Consider the following 25,846-nt stretch of genomic DNA (forward strand, 5'->3'; position numbering starts at 1 on the left):
CCTATTTTCCGCCGCATCACCCTGAACGCGTGATTTAGGACATCCGCTGCGGTAATCATCCGCAAGCGGGGCGGAAGGATTGGTGCGATGAGCGAGACGCAGCGCAGGCTTGGCGATATCGGCTTTGCCGGAGACGACGACGTGGTGCCCTTCGAGGTCGCCGCTCTGGATGTGCGCGGGCGCATCGTTCAACTCGGGCCGATGCTCGACCAGATTCTTGCCCGCCATGCCTATCCCGAGCCGGTGGCGCGGCTGGTGGCGGAGGCGTGCCTGGTCACCGTGTTGCTCGGCACGTCGCTGAAGTTCGAAGGGAAATTCATCCTACAGACCCGCACCGACGGGCCGGTCGACATGGTGGTGGCCGATTTCTCGACGCCGCGCTCGCTGCGTGCCTATGCGCGCTTCGACGCAGAGCGGCTGGCCGAGGCGGTTGCGGCCGGCGAGGCGGCGCCCGGCCAACTGCTCGGCAATGGCGTGCTGGCGCTGACGATCGATCAGGGCGAGCACACGCAGCGCTACCAGGGCATCGTGCCGCTTGACGGCACCGACCTGCAGGAAGCGGCGAAGACCTATTTCCGCCAGTCGGAGCAAATCCCGACGGACGTGAAACTGTCGGTGGGCAAGATCGTGCTGCCGGGAAACGGCGGTAGCCACGAGCACTGGCGCGCCGGCGGGCTTATGGCGCAGTTCCTGCCCAAGGCGACGGAGCGCACTCGCGTGCCCGACCTCCCTGGCGGCGACGATCCGCTCGCCGCACCGCAGGAAGTGGCCGACGCGGCCTGGCAGGAGCTGCTGGCGCTGGTCGCGACGGTGGAGCATGAGGAACTGCTGGACCCGAAGGTCGGCTCCGAGCGGCTGCTCTACCGGCTGTTCAACGAGCACGGCGTGCGCGTCTTCGACGCCACGCCGGTCGAGGACCGCTGCTCCTGCTCGGAGGAGCGCATTCGCGGCATCCTCGACGGTTTCACTGCCGAGGAAATCACGGATTCGACGGAAGACGGCATCATTCGCGTGAACTGCGAGTTCTGCTCGAAGGCCTATGCGTTCAAGCCTGAGGAGTTCCTCACTCAGGCTTGAGGGTCCTGTGCGCCACTGATGCCATTCCGCCTGCTACGACTGAGCCGCCTGGCACTCACGCAGCTTCTTGAAGGCTGCGTCAGTGCCGGTGAGGTTCATGACGAGCGGGTCGCGTCCCGGAACCGTGATCCTGAGCGACTTCTTCTTGGCGAGGTCGTAGATGAAGTCGGGATTGTTCACCCAGACATAGGCTCCGCGATACTCCCCGATCTGCTGGCCGGTCGCCTGCCCGCTGAATTCCTGCCCGTCGACTTCGAACGTAACCGTCAGCTTATCCCCTGCTTTGACCTTGGCATCCGACTTGGTATAGATCGCCATATACCCCTTTGGGGCCTGGCGTGCGTCGATGCCCATCTGAACCTGCGTAGCGCCATCCGGGTTTGACTTGGTGACGAGGCAACCTGGTCCCATGTCGTCCTTGACGAGGATTTCCCACCCGGCTTCCTCGCCGTATTTCGTGGCCGTCTGTGCAAACGCAGCCGTCGCGGCTAGAACCGCGATCGTCATTCCGATTGAAATCTTTGCGTGCATAGGTTCCTCCTACCTGACTTAAGCAGCTTTAAGCATGAAAGGTATGAAGTATCGCCCCTTACGCTACGGCAATATTCTTGCGCAGTCGATGACTGAGTTGCCGGCGACTGGATAAATATTCAGAGTTGCCGCAGGCGCACGATCGGCCGGCAGGCGGGCCGCAATCGGCGCGAGGCGGGTTCGACGGTGACCTTGGACTACGCCCTCAATTCACCGTGCGCTGGCCGTCCGGCAGATCCAGCGAGAACGCCGGTATGTCGACGTCAAAGGTGTCACCGCTGGCATTCTGCATCGTATAGCGGCCGACCATGATGCCGGACGGCGTCGGCAGCGGGCAGCCCGACATGTACTGATAGCTGTCGCCGGGATCGAGGTCCGGCTGCTCGCCGACCACGCCCGGTCCCCGCACCTCCTCGACGCGGCCTTTTCCGTCGGTGATGTGCCAGTACCGCGACAAAAGTTTCACATGCTCGTCGGACTGGTTGTCGATGGTGACGCGATAACCCCAGACATAGCGGTTTTCGGCCGGGTCGGAGCGCTCCGCGAGATAGAACGGCTCGACGCTGACCTCGATGCCGTGGGTGATGGCTTTGTACATGCCGGCTCCCGCCTTGACGGTCCTGGCGGATGGCCTGCCGCCAGGCATGGAAGGCGCCTTCATTGCGGCGTCTGCAACGGCTCGGGCATCGGCACCGGATCGGCCGGTTTGACCATCGTGTCATTGACGAAGACCGAGCCATCGGCCCTGACATTGACCGCCCATTGCAGGCGCCCGTCTGGAAGCGCCTTGCCGAAACCCTTGACCATCGCGAGCGCCGGCAGCAGTTCCGCGACCTGCTGATCGGTCGGTGCGGCGGACTGCAGCGCGGCCACGGCCTTGTCGAAACCCGCAGCCTCGATTGTCGCATTCATCACCGGCTTGCCATCCGGAAACACCATCTCGCCCTCGACGGCGAATTCGGTGTCGGCGTTCGCGACTTTGCTTTTCGCCAGCACGATCCTGGGCGGATTGGCCATGAATTCCGCCTCGATCGCGTCGGTGACCGCGACCGGCACGGGCGGATCCAGGCTGAGATCGAAGTTCTCGATCATCTTTCGCGCCGGCTCTTCAAGATTCAGGTTCGTGCCGCTTAAATTCAGGTCGACCTCGGTCGGGATCAACGCCGGCGCCCAGGCGGGCAAAAACAATGAGGCCACTTCCAGCTCCGACAGCTTTATGCCGTAGTCCAGCCGGCCGTCCTGGCGGATGCCGTCCATGGCCACCGAAACGCCGGCCTGTCCGGTCCGAAAGATGCCGACCGGCGTCGTCACCGACAGATCGGAAAATCCATAGGTTCCATCGATATGCTCCCACAGCGGCAACGCCGCCAGGATTAGCGATTTCAGTTCGGCCTGATTGGCTTTGACCTTTGCCTCGTCATTGTTGGCAACCGCGAAGGCGAGAATGTCGAGCAGGCTTCCCCACTTATAACCTGTGCCGTTTGCATCCACCGACAGGGACGCGGCCTTCATTTCCATCGGGAAGTTGGTGTTGCTGCCGGGGTCGACGACGTTCTGGCTCTGGACGAAGTCGGCCATGACCTGTTTCGAGGCGAAATCGACGCCGCCATTTGCCGACTTCGTCCCGGTCACCGTGACGGTGCCCGCGCCGTAGTTGGCTTCGCTGCGGCCGGTCGGAGCTTCCGTCACCAGCTTGAGGCCGGAATGCGAACCGGTGGCGCTGGAGAACGCGCCAAGCGCGGGATCGAAGACGCCGCTCATCTTGCCGTCGCTGACCGTCAACTGGAAACGCTGCTTCACCGGCGGCTGGCTGATCTCGACCCAGCCCTCGGGAGACAGCGCGCCGTCGATCTGCCATGTCCCGTCAGCCAGCGGTTTTGCCCGCAGCCCGTAAGGCTTCACTTCATAGTTGACGATGTCCTGCGGCGGAAACAGGCTAGCGATACGGTTGAAATCAAAGTCGATCCGGTAGGCGTCGCCGTCTGCCGAAACTTTTACGATGCCCTTGTCGAAGGCTGTCTTGCCGACATAACGCGACAATGTCTCGCCCAACTGCGCCGCGCCCGGACCATCCACGGTCTGGGCGGCGGCGGGCGCGGCGAAAGCAACGATCAGGATCGGCAGAAGGGCACGCAAGGCGACGCTCCGTCGGAAGGGCTGGGTTCCGAAACTGACCCTAGCCCCAAGGGCCGCCGATGCCAACCATGCGTTGCACCGGCACGAGTTGGCGTCAGGCGACCGCCTTCAGCGCCCGCTCGATGTCCTCGATCAGGTCGCCCGTATCCTCCAGCCCGACCGAAAGCCGCACTGTGCCCGGCCCGATGCCCAGTTCGGCGCGTGCCTCGTCGGTCAGGTTCTTGTGCGTGGTCGTGGCCGGATGGGTGATCAGGCTTTTCGCGTCGCCCAGATTGTTGGAGATCAGGATGATCTCCAGCGCGTTCGAGAAGGCGAAGGCTGCCTTCTTGCCGCCCTTGAGCTCGAGGCAGATCAGCGTCGAGCCGCCGCTCATCTGCCTCGCCACCACGCCCGCCTGGGGATGATCGGCGCGGCCGGGATAGATGACGCGGGCGACTGCGGACTGATCGGCCAGGAAATCGGCGATCTTCCCTGCGCTCTCGGTCTGCTGGCGCACGCGGATAGGCAGCGTCTCAAGTCCCTTCAGCAGCGTCCAGGCATTGAACGGCGACAGGCTGGGGCCGGTATGCCGGAAATAGTCGTGCAAATTCTCGTCGATCCACTTCTTGTTGGAGAGGATGACGCCGCCGAGACAGCGGCCCTGCCCGTCTATATGTTTCGTCGCCGAATAGACGACGACATGGGCGCCGAGTTGCAAGGGCTTCTGCTGCAGCGGCGTGGCGAAGACGTTGTCCACCACCAGCCGCGCGCCGATCGAATTGGCGAGTTTTGCCACCGCGGCGATGTCGATCACTTCCAGAGTGGGATTGGTCGGGCTTTCCAGGAAGAACAGTTTTGTGTTCGGCCGTACAGCCTTTTCCCAATTGGCGATGTCCGTGCCGTCGACCAGCGTCGCCGCGATGCCGTATCGCGGCGCCAGCGTCTCGACCACCCAGCGGCAGGAGCCGAACAGGGCGCGCGCCGCCACGATATGGTCGCCGGCGCGCAGGCCGCACAGGATCGCCGAAGTGACCGCCGCCATGCCGGAGGCGGTCGCCCGCGCGTCCTCGGCGCCTTCCAGGGCGCACATGCGCTTCTCGAACATGTCGACGGTGGGGTTGGCGTAGCGCGAATAGATGAAGCCGGGGGACTCGCCCTTGAAGCGGGCTTCCGCCGCCTCGGCCGTCTCGTAGACATAGCCCTGCGTCAGATAGATCGCCTCCGACGTCTCGCCATGATCAGAGCGTAGCGTGCCTCCATGGACGAGGCTGGTCGCCGGCTTCCAGTTGCGTTGATGGTCGTGCGCCATGGGTAACCCCCAAAACAAAAAAACCGGCCGCGAAAGTCGCAACCGGTCCATATGGCCTTGGCAAGCCAACGGTCCTTTAGCGACTTGTTTAACGTGGCTGCAAGCCGACCGGCCAAATCACCACGGGATAAGTTTCCATTAGACCTGTCGTGCGCTTGCGTCAATCATGTGGTTGGCTAAAGCAATGCTGTTCAGTCGGGGTTCGTGCGTGCGTAACGAAGGCATCCTACCGGATCACCAGATCGCAGACCTGTTCCAGTCCGGCGCGCTGGCCGCCGCGCGCCCGCTCGACGGCGACCAGATCCAGCCCGCCAGCCTCGACCTGCGCCTCGGCGACAAGGCATTCCGCGTGCGCGCCAGCTTCCTGCCCGGCAGCAAAAATCTGGTCTCCGAAAAGCTCGACCGGCTGAGGCTGCACGAGATCGACCTCACCCACGGCGCTGTGCTGGAGACCGGCTGTGTCTATATCGTGCCGCTTCTCGAAAGCCTGAAGCTTCCGGCCGAAGTCGCCGCGTCCGCCAATCCGAAGAGTTCGACGGGCCGGCTCGACATTTTTACCCGCGTCATGACCGACCGCGGCCAGGAGTTCGACAAGATCCCCGCCGGCTACGAGGGGCCGCTCTACCTCGAAGTCAGCCCGCGAACGTTCCCTGTGGTCGTGCGCACCGGCTCGCGGCTTTCGCAAATCCGTTTCCGCAGCGGCAATGGCGTCATCGGCGAGTTCGCGCTGCAGGCGCTTCACGATACGGAGACGCTGGTCGCCTCGGAGGAGCCGAACATTTCCGGCAGCGGCATCGCGCTGTCGATCGACCTGATGGGCGACGCAAACGGGCTGGTCGGCTATCGCGGAAAACACCACACCGGCATCGTCGACGTCGACAAGCGCGCCGCCCACGACGTGTTCGATTTCTGGGAACCGCTCTACCGTCGCGGCGAGCCCGGCGAACTGGTGCTCGATCCCGACGAGTTCTACATCCTCGTCAGCCGCGAGGCCGTCCACGTCCCGCCGCTCTACGCCGCCGAGATGACGCCATTCGATCCGCTGGTCGGCGAATTCCGCGTCCACTATGCAGGGTTCTTCGATCCGGGTTTCGGCCATTCCGCGGCCGGCGGTACGGGCAGCCGCGCCGTGCTGGAAGTGCGCAGCCACGAAGTTCCGTTCATCCTCGAACACGGCCAGGTGGTCGGGCGGCTGATCTACGAACACATGCTGGCCGCGCCGCGGGCGCTGTACGGCACCGACCTCGGCTCCAATTACCAGGCGCAGGGCCTGAAGCTGTCCAAGCATTTTCGCTAGTCCGGCGACGGATCGATCTCGGCTGGTCCGACGTTGTGCCCAGAAGCCCTAGTGCCCGTGAGGCAATGATCGAAGCCTATGGCAGCTCATGCCCCGAACGCATCGGCAAAGAAAGAGGCGATGGATGGCCGATAACCCGCGCGCCCAAGACAGGCGGGAACAGCAGATCGAGGCCCACCAGCCGGGGCGAGGTCGGCTCGCGGAGACTCCGCTGGAAATCCCGGCGCGCGGATGGCGCGACATCGCATGGCGGGTGTTCGCAGAGATATCGGAGGACCGCATCTTCCTGATTGCGGCCGGAGCGACCTTCTACCTCCTGCTCGCCCTCTTTCCCGCACTCACCGCCTTCGTCTCGCTCTATGGCTTCGTGGCGGACCCCAAAACCATCGCCGATCACATCGCCTTTCTGGGCGGCGTGCTGCCTGCAGGCGGCTATGAGCTTATCCGCGATCAGTTGAAGGCGCTGACCGCGCAGAACGAGGAGGCCCTGAGCTGGGGTTTCGTCGCCGGCCTGGCGGTGTCGATCTGGAGCGCCAACAACGGCATCAAAAGCCTGTTCGAAGGTCTGAACGTCGCCTATGGCGAGCGTGAAAAGCGCTCGTTCATCGTCGTCAATCTCATCTCGCTGACGTTCACCGCCGGCGCGATGTTCGTCGGCATCGCGCTGATCTTCTCGGTCGGCGTCGTGCCGGCGGTCCTCGCCTTCCTGATGCTGGACCATTGGACCGAGTTGCTGATCAGCGCGCTTCGCTGGCCGATCCTGCTGGTTGTGGTCGGCGCCGGCATATGCCTCATCTTCAGGTATGGGCCAAGCCGGGAGCGCGCCAAATGGCGGTGGATCACGTCGGGTGCGGCAATCGCCACCGTGGTCTGGCTGGTGGCCTCGTGGGGCTTTTCCCTCTACCTGCAGAACTTCGCCAACTATAACGCCACCTACGGTTCTCTGGGCGCGGTCATCGGTTTCATGATGTGGACATGGATTTCCGTCGTCATCCTGTTGGTCGGGGCCGAACTCAACGCCGAGATGGAACACCAGACGGCGCGCGATTCCACCACGGGCGCACCGCAGCCTCTCGGCGAACGCGGCGCCGTCATGGCCGACACGATCGGCAGGGCCGCAGGCGACGACCACTGAGAAGGGGGATCGTTTCTCAGTCTTTTTTGCGATTTTGTTTCTTTCGGCGCCGCCCATCCTTGCCAAGCCTTTGAAATGGCTTGTTGCGCTGCATCGGAAGAAACCCTGGCGCGCGAGTTGGCGGCGCTCGGGATCATCAAAGGTCAGCCATTCGCCCCCGACGAACGGATGACACGGATTCTGGAGAAGGCGCCTATTCTGGCTAATGGACAAATGCGGGTCCAGTCCTTCGCTGATCGGCGTGCGGATCGGATGGCTTGGCCAGATCGACAGTGGGAATGGGCGACCCTGCGTCCCGAAAATGGCACGTTCGATGCGCCGACCTACAAAGACCTGACCGCCCGCGAAAAATGGTTCTATCAGGCTCAGGTCGAATCGCCGGCGATGTTTCGCCGTTCACCCGGCGCTGGGTCGCTCTATTGGCTCGGCACGCGCGATCAGACAGGCGCTTATCTCGACGGCGCCAAGAGCTACAAGCTGTCGGTGCCGCAGCCGGTCCCGGCAAAACTTTTCTGGTCGGTCACCGTCTACGACGCGGAAACCCGATCCGAGATCGACTCCGGCCAAGGGCACGCCGCCCTGCGCTCCCTATTCGAATTGAAAGATGTTGGCGGATCAACCGCTGACCTCTTTTTTGGTCCCTCCGCTCCGGCTGGATCGGAAAGTCATTGGATCAAGACGATCCCCGGCAAGGGCTGGTTCACCTATTTCCGCATCTACGGTCCAGAGCAGAGCGCGTTTGATGGATCGTGGAAGCCGGGCGACTTCGAGGAGATGAAGTAATATCTGGAGGCACGTCCAATGTCCTTCATCGACATTTTCGCATGGATCGTCTTGATCGTCTTGATCGCCACAGCCGTGGCGATCTTCGTGGCGCTAGGCATGATGCCCGGACATATCGCGCGGAAGCGAGGGCACCCTTGGGCCGAGGCGGTCACGGTCGGCGGCTGGGCAACCTTGATCTTCGGCTTCGTGCTCTGGCCGCTCGTCTTGATCTGGGCCTACGTTGACTTTCCGGCGAAGAGGGAGCGACCGGAATGATCGTTGTTCTCCTCAACAGCTATATCGCGCTGCTCGCCCTGTTCGTCTGGCTGCGCTTCATCCCGCTTAACACCTTCTGGAAGTTATCGCCGGTCGTTGTGGCGCTCCTCCTGCTCGTGGGTTTGTTTATTCCCATGGGTTGGGGTGCGCCCTCTGGTCCAACGGCGGTCATTCGAAATTCGGTGCAAATTATTCCGGCAGTCTCCGGCGAGGTTCTGGAGGTGCCAGTCGCGGCAAACACGCCGATCAAAAAGGGCGACCTGCTATTCCGGATCGACCCGACGACCTACGAGGCGCAGGTTGCTGCCGTTGATGCGCAATTGAAGCTGGCAGAGCTGCGGCTGTCGCAGATGGAGAAGCTGGCCAGCACCGGCACCGGTCGCGAGTTCGATGTCGAGCAGCGCCAAGCCGAGGTTGACCAGTTAAGGGCAGAGCTAAAAGGTGCGCAGTATAACTTGACCAACACCGAGGTCCGCGCACCGGCCGATGGCTACGTGACCAACCTTGCGCTGCGACAGGGTGCGCGCGTAACGGCGCAAAGTCCTGTCATGGCCTTTATCGACACAGCCGACACCATCGTCGGTACCGAGATCGCACAGATCTACGCGCGCTATATAGAACCCGGACAGCCGGTCGAGGTTACCTTCAAGATCTTTCCGGGACAGGTCTTTGCGGGAAAAGTCGAAACGGTAATTCAGGCATTGGCTAGTGGACAGACACAGGTCGGCGGCACGGCAGTGTCGCCGGGAAATGTCGCCGCCGCACCGTTCGTGGTGCGCTTGAAGCTCGATGATGCCGGCATAGCAGCCACCCTCCCTGCGGGTAGCGCCGGCCTAGCGGCTATCTACACCGAGCACGTGAAAGCCAGCCACGTGATCCGAAAAGTCGTCCTTCGCCAGACTGCAATTGTGAACTACGTCAACCCGTTCTAAGCATTCAAACGGACGGAGCGCGGGCTTGGTGGCTGCAAACCATGCGCCTTGCCCGAGGTCGCCGCCTGGGGGATCGGATCGAAGCCGGGGGGGCTATCTGGAAAAAATGCCTATTCGGGGGACACCAGCCGCCCAAAGGAAACGTTAGATTCCGCACAGAAGAATTTTGGGGGGGTGCGCTTTTTCGGCCCGCCCTGCGCGCCAAAAACCGGCCCCGATGACCGGGAATTACCGGGCGCTACCGGCCGCGATCCGCCAGCGACCGGCGCTGATCGGAATGCGCCGAGGCAACTTATCGCGCCACGCGAGAGGTTCGGCGCTCGACCTCGCGATCAGGTCGCGGCCGGCGCGACCGACTCGATGAACAGCGCCGCGATCTGAAAGAGGATACCCGCCACGGCTAGTCCGGTCGCGATCAGAACCGCCCGCTTGGACTTGCCAGTCGATACCTTCGCGTCGATGGCGTTGAAGATCATGGCTGTCCCGAGCAATTCGAGTTGCTTCTGATGCCACAGGATGATCTCGCCCACCTCGCGGTGGAATTCCGCTTGCGTGAGGGGCCGTTGCGGTTGCCAGTTTCTGGCATCCTGATCCTTGGCGATCTCGATCTGCTTTGCCTCCAGCCGCTTCCACATCCACTTTTCGGTGTCGGCGACTCCCTTAGCCTTTTTCGTGCTGATGTCGGCATGGACCCGGCGAATATCGAACGCGAGGAGTAGCAGCGCGGCGATGTTGCAGGCTTGGCCGATCACATTCAGCCCGCGCGCCGACCAGACCAGCGCGAGCGCCTTCGTCAAGAATTCGGGTAGCGAGAACGCTTCCATGGTCTGCAAGGTAGCTCTCGGCGGCCGATTCGCGGGCGGCCTTAAGGCTTTTCCACGGACATTTCGCCGGCCTCGATCTGCGCCCGCCCAGCGGCCCGCCTGCGCGCGCTCGGGCCTCGGCCGGCCTACCACAGCGGCTAAGGCCAGCGCGCGCCTGGACGGCCGCCTGGACGGCTTTCCGGGCGCCGGCAACCTCCGGCAAATTTGCCGGAGATTCAACGGTCGAAAGTGTCCAGAACTCGGGACACTTTCTGTGCCCGATGCCTGCGGCAAGCAGCCGCTCCGAACGGCCGTGAACGCGGTTGCTCCGTTTCAGGTCTCCGCCCAACTCCAGACCGTCCAAACCGGAAAGGAGACCTACATGACCACCGAGACCACCACCGCCAAGGCACCAAAGCCTGCAAAAGCACCGAAGCCGGCCGCCGCGCCGAAGGCCGAGAAAGCCCCGAAGCCGCTCTCAAAGCGCGCACAGATCGAGGCCGACGCCGCAGCCGGCGTCCTGCCGAGCGCGCCGGACTTTTCCGCCGCCACCCACGCCCGGTTCCGCAAGAAATTGGCCGAGGTCGAGGCGCTGGTCGCGGCCGGCGATCTCAAAGGCTTGCGCGGCTTTCAGATCAGCGTGGTAAGCTCGTCGCCGAAGGCCATTGCGAAATTCCGCGATCTTTGCATCGTCGCCTTGGAGGCGCAGCGGAAAGCCGCAAAGGCCGCATCGAAAGCCGCGCCGGTCGAGCCGGCCGACATCCCGGCATTCTTGAAAAACGGCCAATAGGATCACCCATCCAGACCAGAACAGGCCCGGCATCGTCCGGGCCTTTTTTCATGCGCGCGGCTGCGAGGTCTATGCGGCGAGTGTCCCATTCTGATACAGTGGCGCATCCGTGGAATTGCTGTCCGGCAGCGCATCAGACCATCCTCCCAAGCGCCGCCCGGACACGCACATCGCGAAAAGGCGGCTTTCGATGCCCTCACCAATTTCCGGACCAGTCTCCGGCGACGAACTGATCGAAGCGTTTGCCGGCGTTCTCTCCGAGCATAGAAGCGCCTTCGCCGCCGAGGCGCGGGTCACGGAAATGGCCCGCAACCAGCGCCTCGACGGGCTGGAGCGGCGCATCGCCGAGGTCAAGACTGCCACCGTGGGCTTGCATCGCGCGGCCAACAGCTCGCGGTCGTCCGCGCCACCCGCCGCGACGATCATGCGCGGCCTCGCCGTCCAGTTTGTCGCCGCCGCCCGCAAGACGACAGATACCGATGCCGTCGCTGCGGCGCTCTATCCCGGCCGGGATAACGTCAAGATCGCCGCGCGCGATCCCGGCGCTTTCTGGCAAGCCCGCACGGCGACAAACCCGGCGAATACGACCACTGCCGGTTGGGCAGCGGAATTGGCCGATACCAGGCTCGGGCCAATTACCTCGTTCGCGCCCGCCTCGGCCTATAGTCAGCTTGCCGCCCGCGCCGGGTTGCGCATTTCCTTCGATGAAGCCGGCAATATCCGCCTGCCCATCCGCCAGAACACAGCCTCGCAGACAACCATCTGGATCGGCGAAGGCGCGCCGATCCCGGTGAAAGCGTTGAATTTCTCGGCCGGCGTCATCGCGGTGCCACACAAGATCGGCGTGATGAGCCTGTTCTCGAAAGAGCTTTCCCGCCATAGTCCGTTGAACATCGAGGCAGTCATTCGCGCCGGACTGGCGGAGGACTTGACCGTCGAACTAGACGGTTGCCTGTTCGATGCCCAGCCCGCCACCGCGCTGCGGCCGGCCGGGCTTTTGGCCGGCGTGATCGCCATCGCGGCAGGCACCGCCACCGATCTGGCGTCGCGCCTCGGCGGGACGCTCTCCGCCCTCGCCGCCGCCATCAGCCCTGCGAGCAACATCGTTTATGTGACCTCGCCCGCCGACCTTCAGAGCATCGCGGTCGTCGCGCCGGCCGTGCTTTCGAGCTTCGTTGCCAGCGGCAGCTTGCCTGCCGGGCGCATCGTCGCGGTCGACATCGACGCCTTCTATGTCGCCGAGGGCGATCCCGCGTTTGACGTGGCCGAGGAGGCGCTTTTGCATGCGGACTCGGTGCCCGCCGCTATCGTGGGCGATCCTACGGCGCCGCCCGCGCTGGCGGATGTTGCGACCCCTGTTCGCAGCCTGTTTCAGACCGCAAGCGTCGGAATCAGGTTGCTTTCCGCTCTCGACTTCGGCACGCGCCGGCCCGGCGCTATTGCCTTTGTCGCGGACTGGAGGGCATGATCGAAACGGAGGCGCGGGTTAGCTCGGACGCCCGCCCGCGTTGCCGGGAGGCCGCTCGCTGCTCTGGCAAAACCGCCAAGGAGCAGCGGGCGGCTGCGGCCCTCACTTTCGGACGTGCATCGCCTGATAGACGCCCTGCACGCGCTTATAGCTATCGGCCGAGGGACGACGAATTTCGCCACTTTTGTAACGGCTGACCGTCGCCCGCGTCAGGCCGGCGCGCCTCGCGATCTCGGCGCGGCTGATCCCGCTGGCGACTAACCCGGAGATCATCAATTCGAGTTCTTGCGAGGCGGGCGGATCGCGTCTGGCCATTATGGGTGCGCCTCCTTGTGGCTCGGTTCCTTGCCGCCGATCTCGGCCGCCGCCTTCGCCCGGTTGACGATCCGCTCAATGTAGCGCGGCTTGAGGCCGAGGCGCTCGCGGACCTCGGCCGGCGAAAGCCCGGCCGCAAGAAGGCGCAGCGCTTTCTGGTCGCGCTCGGCGATCAGGGCTTGGGCGGCGGCCGAAGCGGGCATGCATAATTATGGCGCGGCGCAGGGTACATACGCAAGCGGGGGAGAAATAGGGATACTAGGAATTTCGCCGGGATACAATTCCAGGCAATTAATAAATGCTGTAAATTCAATTTGTTAGCATGAAGATCAGCCGCTCCTGCGGGAACGCCGGTCATGACGGTGATTTGCGGGGAGGGATCGGTGTCCGGAGGGTAGCGGCTAACGTGGCCGCGAGGGCCGGCGCTGCTTCGGAGTTCCGGAAGTCCCGCCCTGGTAGCGGGTACAAGGCTCTGGTATGGCCGGGAGCCGGTATGAACGGGATATCACCGGCATCGCGCCGGGATGTGTACAAGATCCCATGCTGTGGGGAATGAAGCGGCGGAGATCACCGGATGGGCGGCCGGAAGGTCGCAGATAAATTATTAGATGAGCGAGCTTGCGGCCGCCCGTCTTCCCGAACTCTCCTCAATGGCCAGGGCGGTTTTCCGCAGCGTGGCGACGAGGGCGGTTGCATGCAGGGGACAGTTTACTTTTATCCGCAGAAAGGTCGGAGCCTTGGCAAGCTCACTCGGGCGGATAAAAGTAAACTGTCCCCGGTTGAGCATCCACCTTGTCCCCCTGCGAATTCGCCGGCGAAACGTTGACGCTCCCGTCCACGCCGAATAGGGAATGCGGCTTCTCCGGCCCACGCCGGTTTCGACTGACGAACCAGGAACGACATCATGTCGAGATCCAACATCATCGATCTCAATCCCGACCTGCTTGCGGCGGCGACCGAGAGCAAAGCGTGGCCGTTCGAGGAAGCCAAGAAGATCGTCAAGCGCTACGAGAAGACAGGCTTTCCCGAGACAGTGCTGTTCGAGACCGGCTACGGCCCGTCCGGCCTGCCGCATATCGGCACGTTCGGCGAAGTGGCGCGCACCACCATGGTGCGCCATGCCTTCCGCGTGCTGACACAGGACAAGGTGAAGACCAAGCTGCTGTGCTTTTCCGACGATATGGACGGCATGCGCAAGATCCCGGAAAACGTTCCGGACCGGTCGTTCCTCGAGCCGCATCTGCAGAAGCCGCTGACTGTCGTGCCGAACCCGTTCGGCGGCGACTATGAAAGCTTTGGCCACCACAACAATGCGATGCTGCGGCGTTTCCTCGACACGTTCGGTTTCGACTACGAGTTCGCCAGCGCCACCGAATACTACAAGTCCGGCCGTTTCGACGCGATGCTATTGCGCGCCGTCGAGCGCTACGACGCGATTATGAAGGTGATGCTGCCGACGCTGGGAGCGGAGCGCCAGGCGACCTATAGCCCGTTCCTGCCGATCTCGCCGAAGAGCGGCCGCGTGCTCTACGTGCCGATGAAGCATGTCGACGCGAAGAACGGCACCGTCACCTTCGACGACGAGGACGGTGTCGAGACGACGCTGCCGGTGACCGGCGGGCGGGTGAAGATGCAGTGGAAGCCGGATTTCGGCATGCGCTGGGCGGCGCTCGGCGTCGACTTCGAGATGTTCGGCAAGGACCACCAGACCAATGCCGCCGTCTACGACCGCATCTGCGAGATTCTGGGCGGGCGCGCGCCCGAGCATTTCGTCTACGAACTGTTCCTGGACGATATCGGCCAGAAAATCTCCAAGTCGAAGGGCAACGGGCTGACCATCGACGAGTGGCTGACCTATGCGCCGACCGAGAGCCTGGCGCTCTATATGTTCCAGCGCCCGCGGCAGGCGAAGAAGCTCTATTTCGACGTGATCCCGAAGGCGGTGGACGAATATTATTCGTTCCTGGCCGCCTATCCGCGCCAGGAATGGAAGGAGCGGCTCGGCAATCCGGTCTGGCACATCCATGACGGCAATCCGCCTGATATCGACCTGCCGGTCAGCTTTGCGCTGCTGCTCAATCTGGTCAGCGCCTCGAACGCGCACGACCGCTCCGTGCTGTGGGGCTTCATCTCGCGCCATGCCCCCGGTGTGACGGCCGAGACGCACCCCGAGTTGGACCGGCTGGCCGGCTACGCGATCCGTTACTTCGACGATTTCGTGAAGCCGACGAAGAAGTTTCGCGCGCCGGACGAGGTCGAGCGCGAGGCCCTTGCGAAGCTTTCGGATGCGCTGGGCTCGCTGCCCGCAGGCGCGGATGGCGAGGCGATCCAGAACGCCGCGCTCAACGTGGCGCGCAAGATCGAGCGCTATCAGGATCATTCCAAACAAAGCCCGGAAGGCGGGCCGGGCGTGTCGGTCGCCTTCTTCCAGATGATCTACCAGGTGCTGATCGGCCAGGAGCGCGGGCCACGCTTCGGCTCGTTCGCCGCGCTCTACGGCATCGCGGAGACCCGCGCGCTCATTGCGCAGGCGCTTGATGGGGCGCTGGCGGCGTAGGGAACGCGCCAAGCTGGCCATCGAGCACCGGCGGTGGCGCGCCGACATCCGGGGCGACGATATCCGGCGCGGGCTCGGTCAGCGGCCCCGCGAGGATCCCGGCATCGGAGGCCGGCGGCGCGGGGAGTTCGCTTCCAGCCGACGACTGGGCGGGCGCTGTTGTCGAGGGCGGCCGGCCGAACATGCCCTTGCGAGCCTGGGCCGCGACCTCGCCGAGTGCGACATAGTCGCTGTCTCCGGTCGCACGCGCCCAGCCGCTTTCCACCAGCCAGCCGGCAACGTCCTCCTTGCCGACCCGGCATGGTGCGACGATGATCTCCCTGTCCGGCTGGGACGGGATCTCGCAGGTGATCGACCGTCCGCGCAGCCAGGCCCGGAAGGCCGCGCGCGCCCACATGCCGCACGGCCAGGAGCGTCCGCCCGCATCGCAGGTTTCCTCCGGTTTCAGCGGCTCGACGCCGGCCACCGCGATGCGGTAGCCCTTCGCCTCCAGCAGGCCTGCGGCCGTGGCGACGGGACCGAACAGGGTGGTGCCCTTCCACTCCCCCGGCATCTTCGGCTTGGGCGGCAGGGCCTGGCCGATGTCGCTCAGCGCGGCGCGCGGCTCAAGCCGCTCAAGCTCGCCACTATCGGCCTCGCTTTCCGCCGCCTCGTCCGGCGCCACAGCGCCTGACACCGATTGGCGCTCGGCGCCGGGGTTGAATTCAGGGCGTTCCGTGGTGATCGGCTTGCGAGCAACGTTATCACCAAGCGCAGGATCGATCGGATCGCCGGCCTCGACGGAAACCTCCGCCTTGGAGCGCAGCAAGTTTCCGCCCACGAGGATGAGAGCCCCGGCGCCGAGCATGACCGCCGCGGCGCCGAGCAGTATGGTTGGCGAACGCAACCTACTGGCTCGCCCAGACGATGCGTGCCAGCCATTCGACATCGGTCATCGCGACCTGCCGAACAGGGTGCAAGGGATTGATGGACAGAAGCTCGATCTCGCGCGGCGTGCGGCGCGACAGCACCTTGGCCATGACCTCGCCCGCGGTGGTCTTGACCACGACGCGGTCGCCCTTGCGCACAGTCGCACCGGGCTCGACGATCAGCACGTCGCGGTCACGGTAGACCGGCAGCATGGAATCGCCCTGCACCTGCAAGGCATAGGCGGTGTCGCCGGCCCGTACAGGCAGTTCGATCAGGTCCCAGCCCTGCCCCGCCGGAAAGCCGGCGTCGTCAAAAAAGCCGCCCGCGCCAGCCTGCGCCAGCCCCAGCAGCGGGACGCTCGACCTCTGCATCGGCAGGGCGCCGGCCGGCGACCTGTCCGAGACAAGGTCGATAAACTCCTCGATCGACGAACTGGTGGCCTCGATGATCTTGGCGAGCGACTCGGTCGACGGCCAGCGCGGGCGCCCGTCCGCCGAACGGCGCTTGGATTTATTGAAGGCCGTGGAATCAAGTCCGGCACGCTTGGCCAGACCCGACGCGGACAGGGAATTTCGCTCGGCAAGGGCATCGATGGCTGCCCAGACACGTTCGTGCGAAAACATCGCGCGGCTCCGGTCGGCAAGGAAAAAATGCCTTGCAGTTGTAGCGCCTGTCTGCTGCATTGTCCACCACGCTTTGCATCGCAGCGCGACATCCGCCACACCATTAGGACGCAGATTCATTACCTGTGAGCACTTGAACGCCGGTTTTCGTCATTTAAGCAGCGCAGCAAACAAGCTCAGCGCCAACTGCGCGTAAATTATTGCTTTTACTAGGGAATTTGGTGCCGCTTGCGTGACTCGAACACGCGACCCCATCATTACGAATGATGTGCTCTACCGACTGAGCTAAAGCGGCGACCGGCCCCGACAGCGAAGCCGAACGGTGTGCGCCTGATAACCGCATTGCGCGGCAAATACAAGCCGCCTGCCGCCCGAATTGCCGATGCCGGGCAGTCGAACCCGTCGAGCCATGAAGGAATTGTAGAAAACGTGGCCAGGAGGCGCGGGATAAGGGCTGGCACAGCGGGCTCCCCGTCGAGGCACGGGGAGAAGAATGATGCGTCCCTGCCTGCCCAAACCGGCAGATTCATGTGAGAAGGCGTTTTGCTTTGCGTCGAACCGCGTTTGCGCCGGCGCCGCCGTTGCTTGAAACGCCGTGTGCGGTTAACGAGTGTCCGGGGTGGTTCGTGGGAGAACGGTTTGGACCCGATCGAGAAAGCGATCCGCAGCGCCTTCGAGAAAGGCAACGCCGACGACAAGGCGTTTCGCGAGAACGTCTACCGCAAGGCGTTCGCGGCGCTCGACCGCGCCCTGCAGGCCAATCCGAATTTGACGGTCGAGGCGGCAATCAACCGCCGCAAGGTGCTCCAGGCCAAGATCGTCGAGATCGAGACGGAATTCATCCCGGCCGTTCGGGCGGCCGAGCCCGAACTGCCCGATCCGCTTGCCGGCGCCTTCGAGATGCGCATGGAGCCTGGTACGGCGCCGACGATCGCCGCGCCGGAAGTGTCGATCGAGCCTGACGGCACGCGGCAGCACCAGGCCGGGCCGGGCGATCTCGGAGCGTTCGACGTGCGGGGCGAACTGGCGCCGCCATCCGAAAGCGGGACGATCGACCGCGAGCCCTCGGTCTTGCCCGATCCGGACGCCTCGCGCACACGCCGCCGCCGCAGGCCGCTGGCGGTGTTTTTCATTATCGCCTCACTGGCCGCGCTTATTGGCATGGGCTTTCTATTCGCCTTCCAGACCGGCCTGTTCAAGTCGCCGGCGGAGCGGGATACTTCGGTGCCGAATCCGCCCTCGACAGCGGAGGGCGAGGATTTCATTCCCGAGAACGAGGAACCGCCGGTGCTTTCGAGCCAGCCCGGCGAAGACCGGGCCTGGATCGGCATCTTCTCGCCGTCCGATGCCACCTCCGTCAGCGCGCCCACGGACACCACCGCGGAAGCCATGGAGGACGAGTCCGGGAATTTCTTCCGCATCCGCTCGGGGGAAACCGGATCGGCGATCGTCTTCGACGTCGGCCAGGGCGTCCTGGAACAGATCGCCGGCAAGAAGGCGACGTTCGATATCGTGGCGCGCGCGGCGGAAGGCCAGGAAACCGAAATGGCGGTCGACTGCAACTTCGGCGAACTCGGCGATTGCGGTCGCAAGCGCTACGCGGTGGGTTACGAGAAGGCCGACTTCCTGTTCGAACTGACCTTGCCGGCGAAAAGCCCGGGCGCCGGCGGCACCATCGCCATCGTCTCGGATTTCGCCAATCAGGGCAAGGCGGTGGACATCTACGAGATCAAGGTCTCGGTCGGGCCTTAAGCTGCTCGATGGCAGACCGGACGCCTAGCCGACCTTCGCCATGATCTTCGGCTCGTCGAGCAAGGCCTGGAGCGTTTCGATCCGGTCGGCTTCGGCGGCGGGTTTATCCCAGCGCAGGCGCGAGATGCGCGGGAACCGCATGGCGACGCCGGATTTGTGCCGCGTCGAACGGTTCAGCCCCTCGAAGGCAATCTCCAGCACCAGTCCGTTCCCACGGTCGGCGCGGACCGAGCGCACCGGACCGAAGCGTTCGATCGTGTTGTCGCGCACATATTTGTCGATCTGCCGCAACTCCTCGTCGGTGAAGCCGAAATAGGCCTTTCCGACCGGCACCAGTTCTTCGCCTCCCTCCGGCCCCGTCCAGACGCCGAACGTGTAGTCGGAATAGAAGCTTGAGCGTTTGCCATGGCCGCGCTGGGCGTACATCAGCACCGCGTCGACCGTGTAGGGATCGCGTTTCCACTTGAACCACGGGCCTTTCGGCCGGCCGGCGAGATAGGGCGAAGTCTTCTGCTTGATCATCACGCCCTCGATCACCGGGTGTGGCGGATGACGGCGCAGGTGGTCGAGTTCGGCCCAGTCGGAAAAGGCGATGACGGGAGAAAGATCGAACCGCGCGGGATCGAGCGGTGCGACAAAAGCCTCCAGCCGCGCCCGCCGTTCCAGCAAGGGCAGAGAGCGCAGATCCTCCGGCCCGTCCTGCAGCAGATCATAGCAGCGCACGAACACCGGAAAGCGCTCGCGCATCTTCGCCGACACGCTCTTGCGGTTCAGCCGCTGCTGCAAGTCGGAAAAGGTGCCGGTGTGTTCCGGCGGATGGCCGACCAGCAACTCGCCGTCGAGCGCGCCATCGAACGTCATGGCCTCGGCGAGGTCCGGGAAAGCGCCCGAGATTTCGTCGCCGGTGCGCGAATAGAGTTTTCGCAAGCCACCCTCGGAGACGGCCTGCACGCGAATTCCGTCCCATTTCCACTCGGCCGCGTAGTCCGCGGGCTCGATCCTGGCGAGATCGTTGTCCTCGACGGCGTGCGACAGCATGACGGAGCGGAACAGGGCGCGCGCTGCCTTTTCGGGGCGCGGCGCCTTGCCTTCCAGCCAGGCGAACAGCGACCGATAGGGCGGATCGAGCCCGTGCCAGACCTCCTCGATGTCAGCCACGTCGACCGTGCCGAGGCCCGCCAGTGCCTGCTTGGCTAGGCGGGCGGAAACGCCGATGCGCAGCCCCCCTGTGACCAGCTTGATGATGGCATAGCGCGCCGAAATGCCGGCTGCATCGAGCAGTTGCGCCAGCACCGCCGGCCCGTCCGAGCGGCTGGCCGATTGCAGCGCGCCGACGACCTCGCCGAGCGTCGGCGCGTGGTTCGGCTTCTTGTCGGCCGGCGGTACGGGCCACACAAGCGAGACGGTTTCCGCCAAGTCCCCGACATAGTCGTAGGAATAACCGAACAGAACCGGGTCCATGCGCTCCATGACCAACGTGCGCAGCATCGCCGGTTTCACTGCCGCGATGTTGAGGTCGCCGGTTATCGCCGCCAGCGCCAGGCCGCGGTCGGGATCGGGCGTGGCGGCGAAATAGTCGGTGAGCAGTTTTAGCTTGCCGTTGCGCGACGGCGTCAGTACGAGGCGGTCAAGGAGTTCGGCGAAAGCCTCCATCAGTCGCCCTCGTCCTCGTAGCCGACGAGGTGCAGCGGCCGGGCCGCGATGCCGGCAAGCTCGCACCAACGCACCAGTGCCTCCTCGCGGCCGTGTGTGACCCAGACTTCCGACGCACCGGTTTCGAGAATCGTCGCGGTCAGTTCGTCCCAGTCCGAATGGTCGGAGATGATCAGGGGAAGTTCGACGCCGCGCTGTTTGGCGCGCTGGCGGATGCGCATCCACCCCGACGCGAAGCAGGAGATCGGCTCCGGAAAGCGCCGCGCCCAGCGGTCGGCGAAGGCCGAGGGCGGGCCGATGACGATGGCGCCGGCGAAATCGCCCTTGCTGCCCGGCTCCAGCGTTGCCGGTTGCAGCTCGCCGAGATCGATGCCCCGGCTTTGATAGTAGATGGAGAGTTTTGCCAGCGCGCCGTGGATGTGGATCGGCTGGTCGAGGCCGGCTTCGCGCAAAAGTTTCATGACACGCTGCGCCTTGCCCAGCGCATAGGCGCCGACGAGGTGCGCGCTTTCCGGAAACTGGTTGGTCGACTTGAGCAGCCGGTTGATTTCTTCGGTGTCGGGCGGATGACGGAACACAGGGAGCCCGAAGGTCGCCTCGGTGATGAAGACGTCGCAGGCGACCGGCTCGAAGGGCGCGCATGTGGCGTCGCGCCGGCGCTTGTAGTCGCCCGACGCGACGATGCGGATACCGCCCTGCTCGACGGCGATCTGCGCGGAACCCAGCACATGGCCGGCCGGATGGAAGCTGACCGAGACGCCGTTCAGATCGATGATCTCACCCAGCGGGGCACCCTGGGTCGTGCCGGCAAATCCTTCGCCGTAGCGCAGGCCCATGATGTCAAGGGTTTCCCGCGTCGCGAGCACAGCCCCATGGCCGGCACGCGCATGGTCGGAATGGCCATGGGTGATCAGCGCGCGGGCGACCGGCTTGACCGGGTCGATGAAAAAGTCGCCGGGCGGGCAGTACAGGCCCTCGGGCCGGGGGTGAAGCAGGTCGCGGGCTCGCATCGCCTCAAGATAGGCTTTTATTCAGGCGCGGGAAGCCCGTTGAAACGGCCTCCTGACTCCCCGTAGAAGCGGCTTCGATTTCCACGCTGTCCGAGCAGTCCGCCCCATGAAACCGCTCCCCGCCTCCTCCGGCGACCTGATCGCCGACCGCCGCGCCGACTATGCGGAAATGCTGTTCGCCAATGGCGAGCATGCGGCGGCGGCCGAACTGATGCTTGGCGCGCTGGAGCTTGCGCCGGCCTGGGCGATGGGTTGGTTCCGCCTGGGCGAGTTCCAGGAGGCGGCGGGTGCGCCGACGGAAGCCGCGCGGGCGTGGCGGATGGCGCTGCAACTGGCGCCGGACGACCGGCCGGGCGCCGCGCTGAAGCTGCAGTTGATCGGCGAGGCGCCGGCCTCGACAGCACCACCGAGCGCCTTCGTCGAGACGCTGTTCGACCAGTATGCGGACAAATTCGATCACGCCCTGGTGGAGACGCTCGGCTACCGCGCGCCGCAATTGCTGGAGGCTGCCATCCATGCCGCCGCGCCAGGGCGGACTTTCAGGCGGGCCGTCGATCTCGGCTGCGGCACCGGGCTGATGGGAGAGCGGCTGCGGTCGTTTGTGAACCATCTCGAAGGGCACGACATTTCAGCCGCCATGCTGAAGAAGGCAGCGGCGCGAAAAATCTACGACAGGCTGCAAAAATCCGATCTCCAGACGCTCGAGCTCGAACCATTCTTGGCGGACCTCGTCACGGCCGCTGATGTCTTCATGTATGTCGGCGCGTTGGAGCGGGTTTTCGCCACGGTTGCCGGGGGCCTGGAAAAGGACGGTCTGTTTGCCTTCACGGTGGAGAGGTATGACGGAGCGGAGGATTTTCGCCTGCGCGAAACCCGGCGCTATGCGCATTCGGAGGCGTACGTGCGGCGGGTGCTGGCGCGCGCCGGGTTTTCCGCCGTTACGTTTGCCAGCGATACCATTCGCATGGATCGGACCTTGCCCGTCACCGGTCTGATCGTGGTGGCACTTCGGCTACCTGATCCCTTTTTGTTCCAGATTCCGCTTGGCGGCTGACTAGGCCCGCGCTACTTCTGGCGCGTGACCGACCAGAGCCGTGTCCTGTCCGCGAATGCCGCGGCCCTGCTGCCCGAGCCGTTCCTGAAATGGTTCGCCGGGCGGGGCTGGTCGCCGCGCGCCCACCAGATCGAGCTTCTGGCAAAGGCCCAGGCGGGGAATTCCGTGCTGCTGGTCGCTCCGACCGGCGCCGGCAAGACGCTCGCCGGTTTCCTGCCGGCGCTGGTCGACCTGGCGACGCGCCCGAAACGCAAGCCGGGCGAGGCGCATCGCGGCGTGCATACGCTCTACATCTCGCCGCTCAAGGCGCTGGCTGTCGACATCGAGCGCAACCTCGGCAAGCCGGTCGCCGAGATCGGCCTCCCGGTCTCGATGGAAACGCGCACCGGCGACACGCCGGCGCACAAGCGCCAGCGCCAGAAGCTGTCGCCGCCCGACATATTGCTGACGACGCCCGAACAACTGGCCCTGCTGATCGCCTCGCCGGATGCGAAGCGTTTTTTCGCTGGGCTGCGCTACGTCGTTTTGGACGAACTGCATTCGCTGGTCACGTCGAAGCGCGGGCATCTGCTGTCGCTCGGGCTGGCGCGGCTGCGGCGGTTCTTCCCGAAACTTCAGGCCATCGGGTTGTCCGCCACCGTCGCCCAACCTGACGAATTGCGGCGCTGGCTGGTGGCGCAGGTTTTGTCCTCCCCCCTTGCGGGGGGTGAGGAGCGGTCGGCCGCAGGCCGAGAGGAAGCCAACGATTTTGCTTCTTCAGCGACGAACGCCCGCAGCGAAAGCGGCGGGCAGGGCGGCAGCCCAGAGGGGGTAACATCAGAAGGCACCACCAATAGGAAGAGCACTGCCGGACCAACCCTCTCCGCCCGCTACGCGGGCACCTCCCCCGCAAGGGGGGAGGGTAAACCGATGGCCGAAATGATCACGGTGACCGGCGGGGCTAAGCCGGACATTTCCATCCTGGATTCGGAACAGCGCGTGCCCTGGGCCGGGCATTCGTCGCGCTACGCCATTCCCGAGATCTACGATGAGGTCCGCAGGCACAAGACCACGCTGCTGTTCGTCAACACCCGCAGCCAGGCGGAAATGCTGTTTTCCGAACTGTGGCGGGTCAACGAGGACACGCTGCCCATCGCCTTGCATCACGGTTCGCTGGATGTCGGCCAGCGCCGGCGCGTCGAGAAGGCGATGGAAACCGGTAGCCTGCGCGCCATCGTCGCCACCTCGACGCTCGACCTCGGCATCGACTGGGGCGATGTCGACCTCGTCGTCCATGTCGGCGCGCCGAAAGGCGCCAGCCGGCTCGCCCAGCGCATCGGCCGCGCCAATCACCGCTTGGACGAGCCGAGTAAGGCGATCCTCATTCCCGCGAACCGGTTCGAGGTGCTGGAATGCCGGGCGGCGGTCGAGGCCAACTATATCGGCGCGCAGGACACGCCACCGCTGATCGACGGCGCGCTCGACGTGCTGGCCCAGCATATTCTGGGCAGCGCCTGCGCAGAATCCTTTTATGCAACCGAACTTTTCGAGGAAGTGCGGAGCGCCGCGCCCTATGCATCGCTGCCGCGCGAAACCTTTGATCGCGCCGTCGATTTTGTCGCCACCGGCGGTTACGCGCTGCGCACCTACGAACGTTACGCCAAGATACGGCAGACCAAGGAAGGCAAGTGGCGCATCTCGCATCCGCGCTTCGCCCAGCAATACAGGCTCAATGTCGGCACCATCGTCGAGGCGCCCTATCTGACCCTGCGTTATGCCCGCTCCGGCCGCGGCGTCGCCTCGCGCGGCGGCCCGGTGCTTGGAAAAATCGAGGAAGGTTTTCTGGAATCAATCTCGCCCGGCGATACCTTCCTGTTCGCCGGAAAGGTGCTGCGGCTGGAAGGGATTCGTGAGACCGAAGCCTTCGTCTCCAACGCCGTCGGCAATGACCCGCGCATTCCAGTCTATGCGGGCGGCAAGTTCCCGCTGTCCACCTATCTGGCCGAGCAGGTTCGCGGCATGCTGGCCGACCCCACCCGATGGAAGGCGCTGCCCGATCAGGTGTCGGACTGGCTGCGTATCCAGGCGGAGAAATCCGTGTTGCCGCGCCGCGAGGACCTGCTGGTCGAGACCTTTCCGCGGGGCAACCGCCATTACATGGTCTGTTATCCCTTCGAGGGCCGCCTCGCGCACCAGACCCTCGGCATGCTCTTGACGCGGCGGCTGGACCGCGCCGGCGCGCGTCCGCTGGGTTTCGTCGCCACGGACTATTCGCTGGCGGTCTGGGGGCTCGACGACATGGGTGCGCTTTTCCAGAGCGGAAAGCTGCCGCTGTCGAAACTGTTCGACGAGGACATGCTGGGCGACGATCTGGAGGACTGGCTGGCGGACAGCTATCTGCTCAAGCGCATGTTTCGCAACTGCGCGCTGATTTCGGGCCTCATCGAGAAGCGCCATCCCGGGCAGGAGAAGAGCGGCCGGCAGGTGACCGTCTCGGCTGACCTGATCTATGACGTGTTGCGCACGCACGAGCCGGACCACATCCTTTTGCAGGCGACGCGGGCCGACGCGGCGACCGGACTGCTCGATGTCAGGAGGCTGGCCGAGATGCTCTCGCGCATCCCGGGTCGAATCGTGCATAAGAATCTTGAGCATATCTCGCCGCTGGCGGTCCCGATCATGCTGGAGATCGGCAAGGAGCGCGTGCCGGGCGAGGCCAACGAGACCTTGCTCGAGGAAGCGTCGCTGGTGGCGGAGGCGATGGGCACGGACATGGAGATCGAATGAGCGCGGTTTGCGCCGAAAACGGTTTGGAGAACGGCACGGTGGATGTCGCGGGCGAGCCTGCGGTCTGCGACCGTCGCGGCGCGCTGTTCTTTCCGCATCTGCAATTGCTCGCCGTTTCCGACCTTCACCTGGAGAAAGGTTCCTCGGCTGCGCGGCGCGGCTCCCTGCTGCCGCCCTATGACACAGCCGCGACGCTCGCCTTGATGCAGTCGGTGATCGACGATTTCCGGCCCCGGATCGTCGTCAGTCTCGGCGACAGCTTTCACGATGGCGAAGGCGCCGCGCGGTTGCCGGAGATTTTCCGGACCGCTTTATCCGCCTTGATGGCGGGGCGCGACTGGTTCTGGGTGAGCGGCAACCACGATCCAGATCCGCCGACCGGCGTCGGCGGCGAAAGCGTGCGTGAGATTTCCCTGGGCTCCGTACTGTTCCGCCACGAGCCGTCGGCCGGAGAGGCGGCGGGCGAGATCGCCGGGCATCTTCACCCGTGCGCCCGCATTGTGCAGCGCGGGCGCTCGGTGCGCCGCCGCTGCTTCGCCACCGATGGCAGCCGCATGATCATGCCGGCCTTCGGCGCCTATACGGGCTCGCTCAACGTGCTTGATCGCGCCTTTGCCGGGCTGTTCCGGCGCGATGGTCTTGTCGCGCATATGCTCGGCGTCGAACGGACGTATCCGATCGCTGGACGGATGCTGCGGCCGGGTTGACC

At 64.5% G+C, this 25,846-nt stretch carries 24 protein-coding genes, 1 tRNA gene and 1 riboswitch; of the genes, 13 read left to right on the forward strand and 12 right to left on the reverse strand.

The genetic code is table 11. The annotated features are described in order from the left end of the window. Positions 1-87 precede the first annotated feature (87 nt). Positions 88-1,077: an Hsp33 family molecular chaperone gene (locus tag ABMA59_RS10375; protein ID WP_349005270.1), complete on the forward strand. Its 990-nt coding sequence runs from the start codon at positions 88-90 to the stop codon at positions 1,075-1,077. 33 nt (positions 1,078-1,110) lie between these two features. Here ABMA59_RS10375 and ABMA59_RS10380 read toward each other — a convergent pair whose 3' ends face one another. The 4 genes from ABMA59_RS10380 to ABMA59_RS10395 form a co-directional block, all read right to left on the reverse strand. Beyond that, positions 1,111-1,608: a hypothetical protein gene (locus ABMA59_RS10380; RefSeq protein WP_349005271.1), complete on the reverse strand. Its 498-nt coding sequence runs from the start codon at positions 1,606-1,608 to the stop codon at positions 1,111-1,113. Between the two features lie 205 nt (positions 1,609-1,813). After that, the gene (apaG, locus tag ABMA59_RS10385; protein WP_349005272.1) at positions 1,814-2,206 is read right to left on the reverse strand and encodes a Co2+/Mg2+ efflux protein ApaG; all 393 of its coding nucleotides are present in this window, start codon (positions 2,204-2,206) and stop codon (positions 1,814-1,816) included. Positions 2,207-2,265: 59 nt separating this feature from the next. Further along, the gene (locus tag ABMA59_RS10390) at positions 2,266-3,744 is read right to left on the reverse strand and encodes a hypothetical protein (RefSeq protein ID WP_349005273.1); all 1,479 of its coding nucleotides are present in this window, start codon (positions 3,742-3,744) and stop codon (positions 2,266-2,268) included. Between the two features lie 94 nt (positions 3,745-3,838). Beyond that, positions 3,839-5,032: an O-succinylhomoserine sulfhydrylase gene (locus tag ABMA59_RS10395; RefSeq protein ID WP_349005274.1), complete on the reverse strand. Its 1,194-nt coding sequence runs from the start codon at positions 5,030-5,032 to the stop codon at positions 3,839-3,841. Between the two features lie 56 nt (positions 5,033-5,088). After that, positions 5,089-5,166: riboswitch (SAM riboswitch) on the reverse strand. A 50-nt stretch (positions 5,167-5,216) separates the two neighbouring features. On the opposite strand from ABMA59_RS10395, the gene ABMA59_RS10400 reads away from it, so the two are divergent. From ABMA59_RS10400 to ABMA59_RS10420, 5 genes are all read left to right on the forward strand, one after another. After that, entirely contained in the window at positions 5,217-6,329 is a 1,113-nt protein-coding gene (locus ABMA59_RS10400; RefSeq protein WP_349005275.1) for a 2'-deoxycytidine 5'-triphosphate deaminase, read from the forward strand. A 124-nt stretch (positions 6,330-6,453) separates the two neighbouring features. Continuing rightward, positions 6,454-7,464, forward strand: coding sequence for a YihY/virulence factor BrkB family protein (locus ABMA59_RS10405; RefSeq protein ID WP_349005276.1), 1,011 nt, complete (start codon positions 6,454-6,456; stop codon positions 7,462-7,464). 117 nt (positions 7,465-7,581) lie between these two features. Then, the gene (locus ABMA59_RS10410) at positions 7,582-8,247 is read left to right on the forward strand and encodes a DUF1214 domain-containing protein (protein WP_349005277.1); all 666 of its coding nucleotides are present in this window, start codon (positions 7,582-7,584) and stop codon (positions 8,245-8,247) included. A gap of 18 nt (positions 8,248-8,265) precedes the next feature. After that, positions 8,266-8,505, forward strand: a complete 240-nt coding sequence (locus tag ABMA59_RS10415; RefSeq protein ID WP_349005278.1) for a DUF3302 domain-containing protein — start codon at positions 8,266-8,268, stop codon at positions 8,503-8,505. Beyond that, positions 8,502-9,437: an HlyD family secretion protein gene (locus ABMA59_RS10420; RefSeq protein WP_349005279.1), complete on the forward strand. Its 936-nt coding sequence runs from the start codon at positions 8,502-8,504 to the stop codon at positions 9,435-9,437. Before ABMA59_RS10415 ends, ABMA59_RS10420 begins: the two co-directional genes overlap by 4 nt. Positions 9,438-9,769: 332 nt before the next feature. On the opposite strand, the gene ABMA59_RS10425 is transcribed toward ABMA59_RS10420, so the two are convergent. Then, positions 9,770-10,270, reverse strand: coding sequence for a hypothetical protein (locus ABMA59_RS10425; protein ID WP_349005280.1), 501 nt, complete (start codon positions 10,268-10,270; stop codon positions 9,770-9,772). A gap of 352 nt (positions 10,271-10,622) precedes the next feature. On the opposite strand from ABMA59_RS10425, the gene ABMA59_RS10430 reads away from it, so the two are divergent. Together ABMA59_RS10430 and ABMA59_RS10435 are read left to right on the forward strand one after the other, a co-directional pair. Then, on the forward strand, positions 10,623-11,030 hold the full coding sequence (locus ABMA59_RS10430) for a hypothetical protein (RefSeq protein ID WP_349005281.1): 408 nt from the start codon (positions 10,623-10,625) through the stop codon (positions 11,028-11,030). A gap of 190 nt (positions 11,031-11,220) precedes the next feature. Next, entirely contained in the window at positions 11,221-12,498 is a 1,278-nt protein-coding gene (locus tag ABMA59_RS10435; protein WP_349005282.1) for a phage major capsid protein, read from the forward strand. Between the two features lie 102 nt (positions 12,499-12,600). Here the strand turns inward: ABMA59_RS10435 and ABMA59_RS10440 are convergent, their stop codons facing one another. Together ABMA59_RS10440 and ABMA59_RS10445 are read right to left on the reverse strand one after the other, a co-directional pair. Beyond that, on the reverse strand, positions 12,601-12,813 hold the full coding sequence (locus ABMA59_RS10440) for a helix-turn-helix domain-containing protein (RefSeq protein ID WP_349005283.1): 213 nt from the start codon (positions 12,811-12,813) through the stop codon (positions 12,601-12,603). Then, positions 12,813-13,016, reverse strand: a complete 204-nt coding sequence (locus ABMA59_RS10445; protein WP_349005284.1) for a helix-turn-helix domain-containing protein — start codon at positions 13,014-13,016, stop codon at positions 12,813-12,815. The genes ABMA59_RS10440 and ABMA59_RS10445 overlap by 1 nt, the downstream gene beginning before the upstream one ends. A 701-nt stretch (positions 13,017-13,717) precedes the next feature. Between ABMA59_RS10445 and ABMA59_RS10450 the strand changes: the two genes are divergently transcribed. Then, positions 13,718-15,370 (forward strand): lysine--tRNA ligase, encoded by a 1,653-nt coding sequence (locus ABMA59_RS10450; protein WP_349005285.1) that lies wholly within the window; start codon positions 13,718-13,720, stop codon positions 15,368-15,370. Here the strand turns inward: ABMA59_RS10450 and ABMA59_RS10455 are convergent. The 3 genes from ABMA59_RS10455 to ABMA59_RS10465 form a co-directional block, all read right to left on the reverse strand. Further along, positions 15,333-16,256 (reverse strand): thermonuclease family protein, encoded by a 924-nt coding sequence (locus ABMA59_RS10455; protein ID WP_349005286.1) that lies wholly within the window; start codon positions 16,254-16,256, stop codon positions 15,333-15,335. The genes ABMA59_RS10450 and ABMA59_RS10455 overlap by 38 nt on opposite strands. Position 16,257: 1 nt before the next feature. Further along, complete coding sequence (locus ABMA59_RS10460; protein ID WP_349005287.1) at positions 16,258-16,902, reverse strand: S24 family peptidase; 645 nt, start codon at positions 16,900-16,902, stop codon at positions 16,258-16,260. Positions 16,903-17,121: 219 nt separating this feature from the next. Continuing rightward, positions 17,122-17,197, reverse strand: a tRNA-Thr gene (locus ABMA59_RS10465). 344 nt (positions 17,198-17,541) lie between these two features. On the opposite strand from ABMA59_RS10465, the gene ABMA59_RS10470 reads away from it, so the two are divergent. After that, a complete protein-coding gene (locus ABMA59_RS10470; protein ID WP_349005288.1) occupies positions 17,542-18,654 on the forward strand; it encodes a hypothetical protein in 1,113 nt (370 codons plus the stop codon). A 24-nt stretch (positions 18,655-18,678) separates the two neighbouring features. Here ABMA59_RS10470 and ABMA59_RS10475 read toward each other — a convergent pair whose 3' ends face one another. Continuing rightward, positions 18,679-20,307, reverse strand: a complete 1,629-nt coding sequence (locus tag ABMA59_RS10475) for a cisplatin damage response ATP-dependent DNA ligase (RefSeq protein ID WP_349005289.1) — start codon at positions 20,305-20,307, stop codon at positions 18,679-18,681. Continuing rightward, entirely contained in the window at positions 20,307-21,317 is a 1,011-nt protein-coding gene (locus ABMA59_RS10480; RefSeq protein ID WP_349005290.1) for a ligase-associated DNA damage response exonuclease, read from the reverse strand. The genes ABMA59_RS10475 and ABMA59_RS10480 overlap by 1 nt, the downstream gene beginning before the upstream one ends. 106 nt (positions 21,318-21,423) lie before the next feature. On the opposite strand from ABMA59_RS10480, the gene ABMA59_RS10485 reads away from it, so the two are divergent. The 3 genes from ABMA59_RS10485 to pdeM are packed head-to-tail and all read left to right on the forward strand — an operon-like array spanning position 21,424 to position 25,844. Next, positions 21,424-22,371 carry a class I SAM-dependent DNA methyltransferase gene (locus ABMA59_RS10485; protein ID WP_349005291.1) on the forward strand — a complete coding sequence of 316 codons (948 nt, stop codon included), beginning with the start codon at positions 21,424-21,426 and terminating at the stop codon, positions 22,369-22,371. Positions 22,372-22,395: 24 nt separating this feature from the next. Next, the gene (locus ABMA59_RS10490) at positions 22,396-25,137 is read left to right on the forward strand and encodes a ligase-associated DNA damage response DEXH box helicase (protein WP_349005292.1); all 2,742 of its coding nucleotides are present in this window, start codon (positions 22,396-22,398) and stop codon (positions 25,135-25,137) included. Continuing rightward, positions 25,134-25,844, forward strand: coding sequence for a ligase-associated DNA damage response endonuclease PdeM (gene pdeM / locus ABMA59_RS10495; protein WP_349005293.1), 711 nt, complete (start codon positions 25,134-25,136; stop codon positions 25,842-25,844). The genes ABMA59_RS10490 and pdeM overlap by 4 nt, the downstream gene beginning before the upstream one ends. Positions 25,845-25,846: the final 2 nt, after the last annotated feature.

The organism is Mesorhizobium yinganensis (assembly GCF_040081985.1).
In the GTDB taxonomy this organism is placed as follows: domain Bacteria; phylum Pseudomonadota; class Alphaproteobacteria; order Rhizobiales; family Rhizobiaceae; genus Kumtagia; species Kumtagia yinganensis.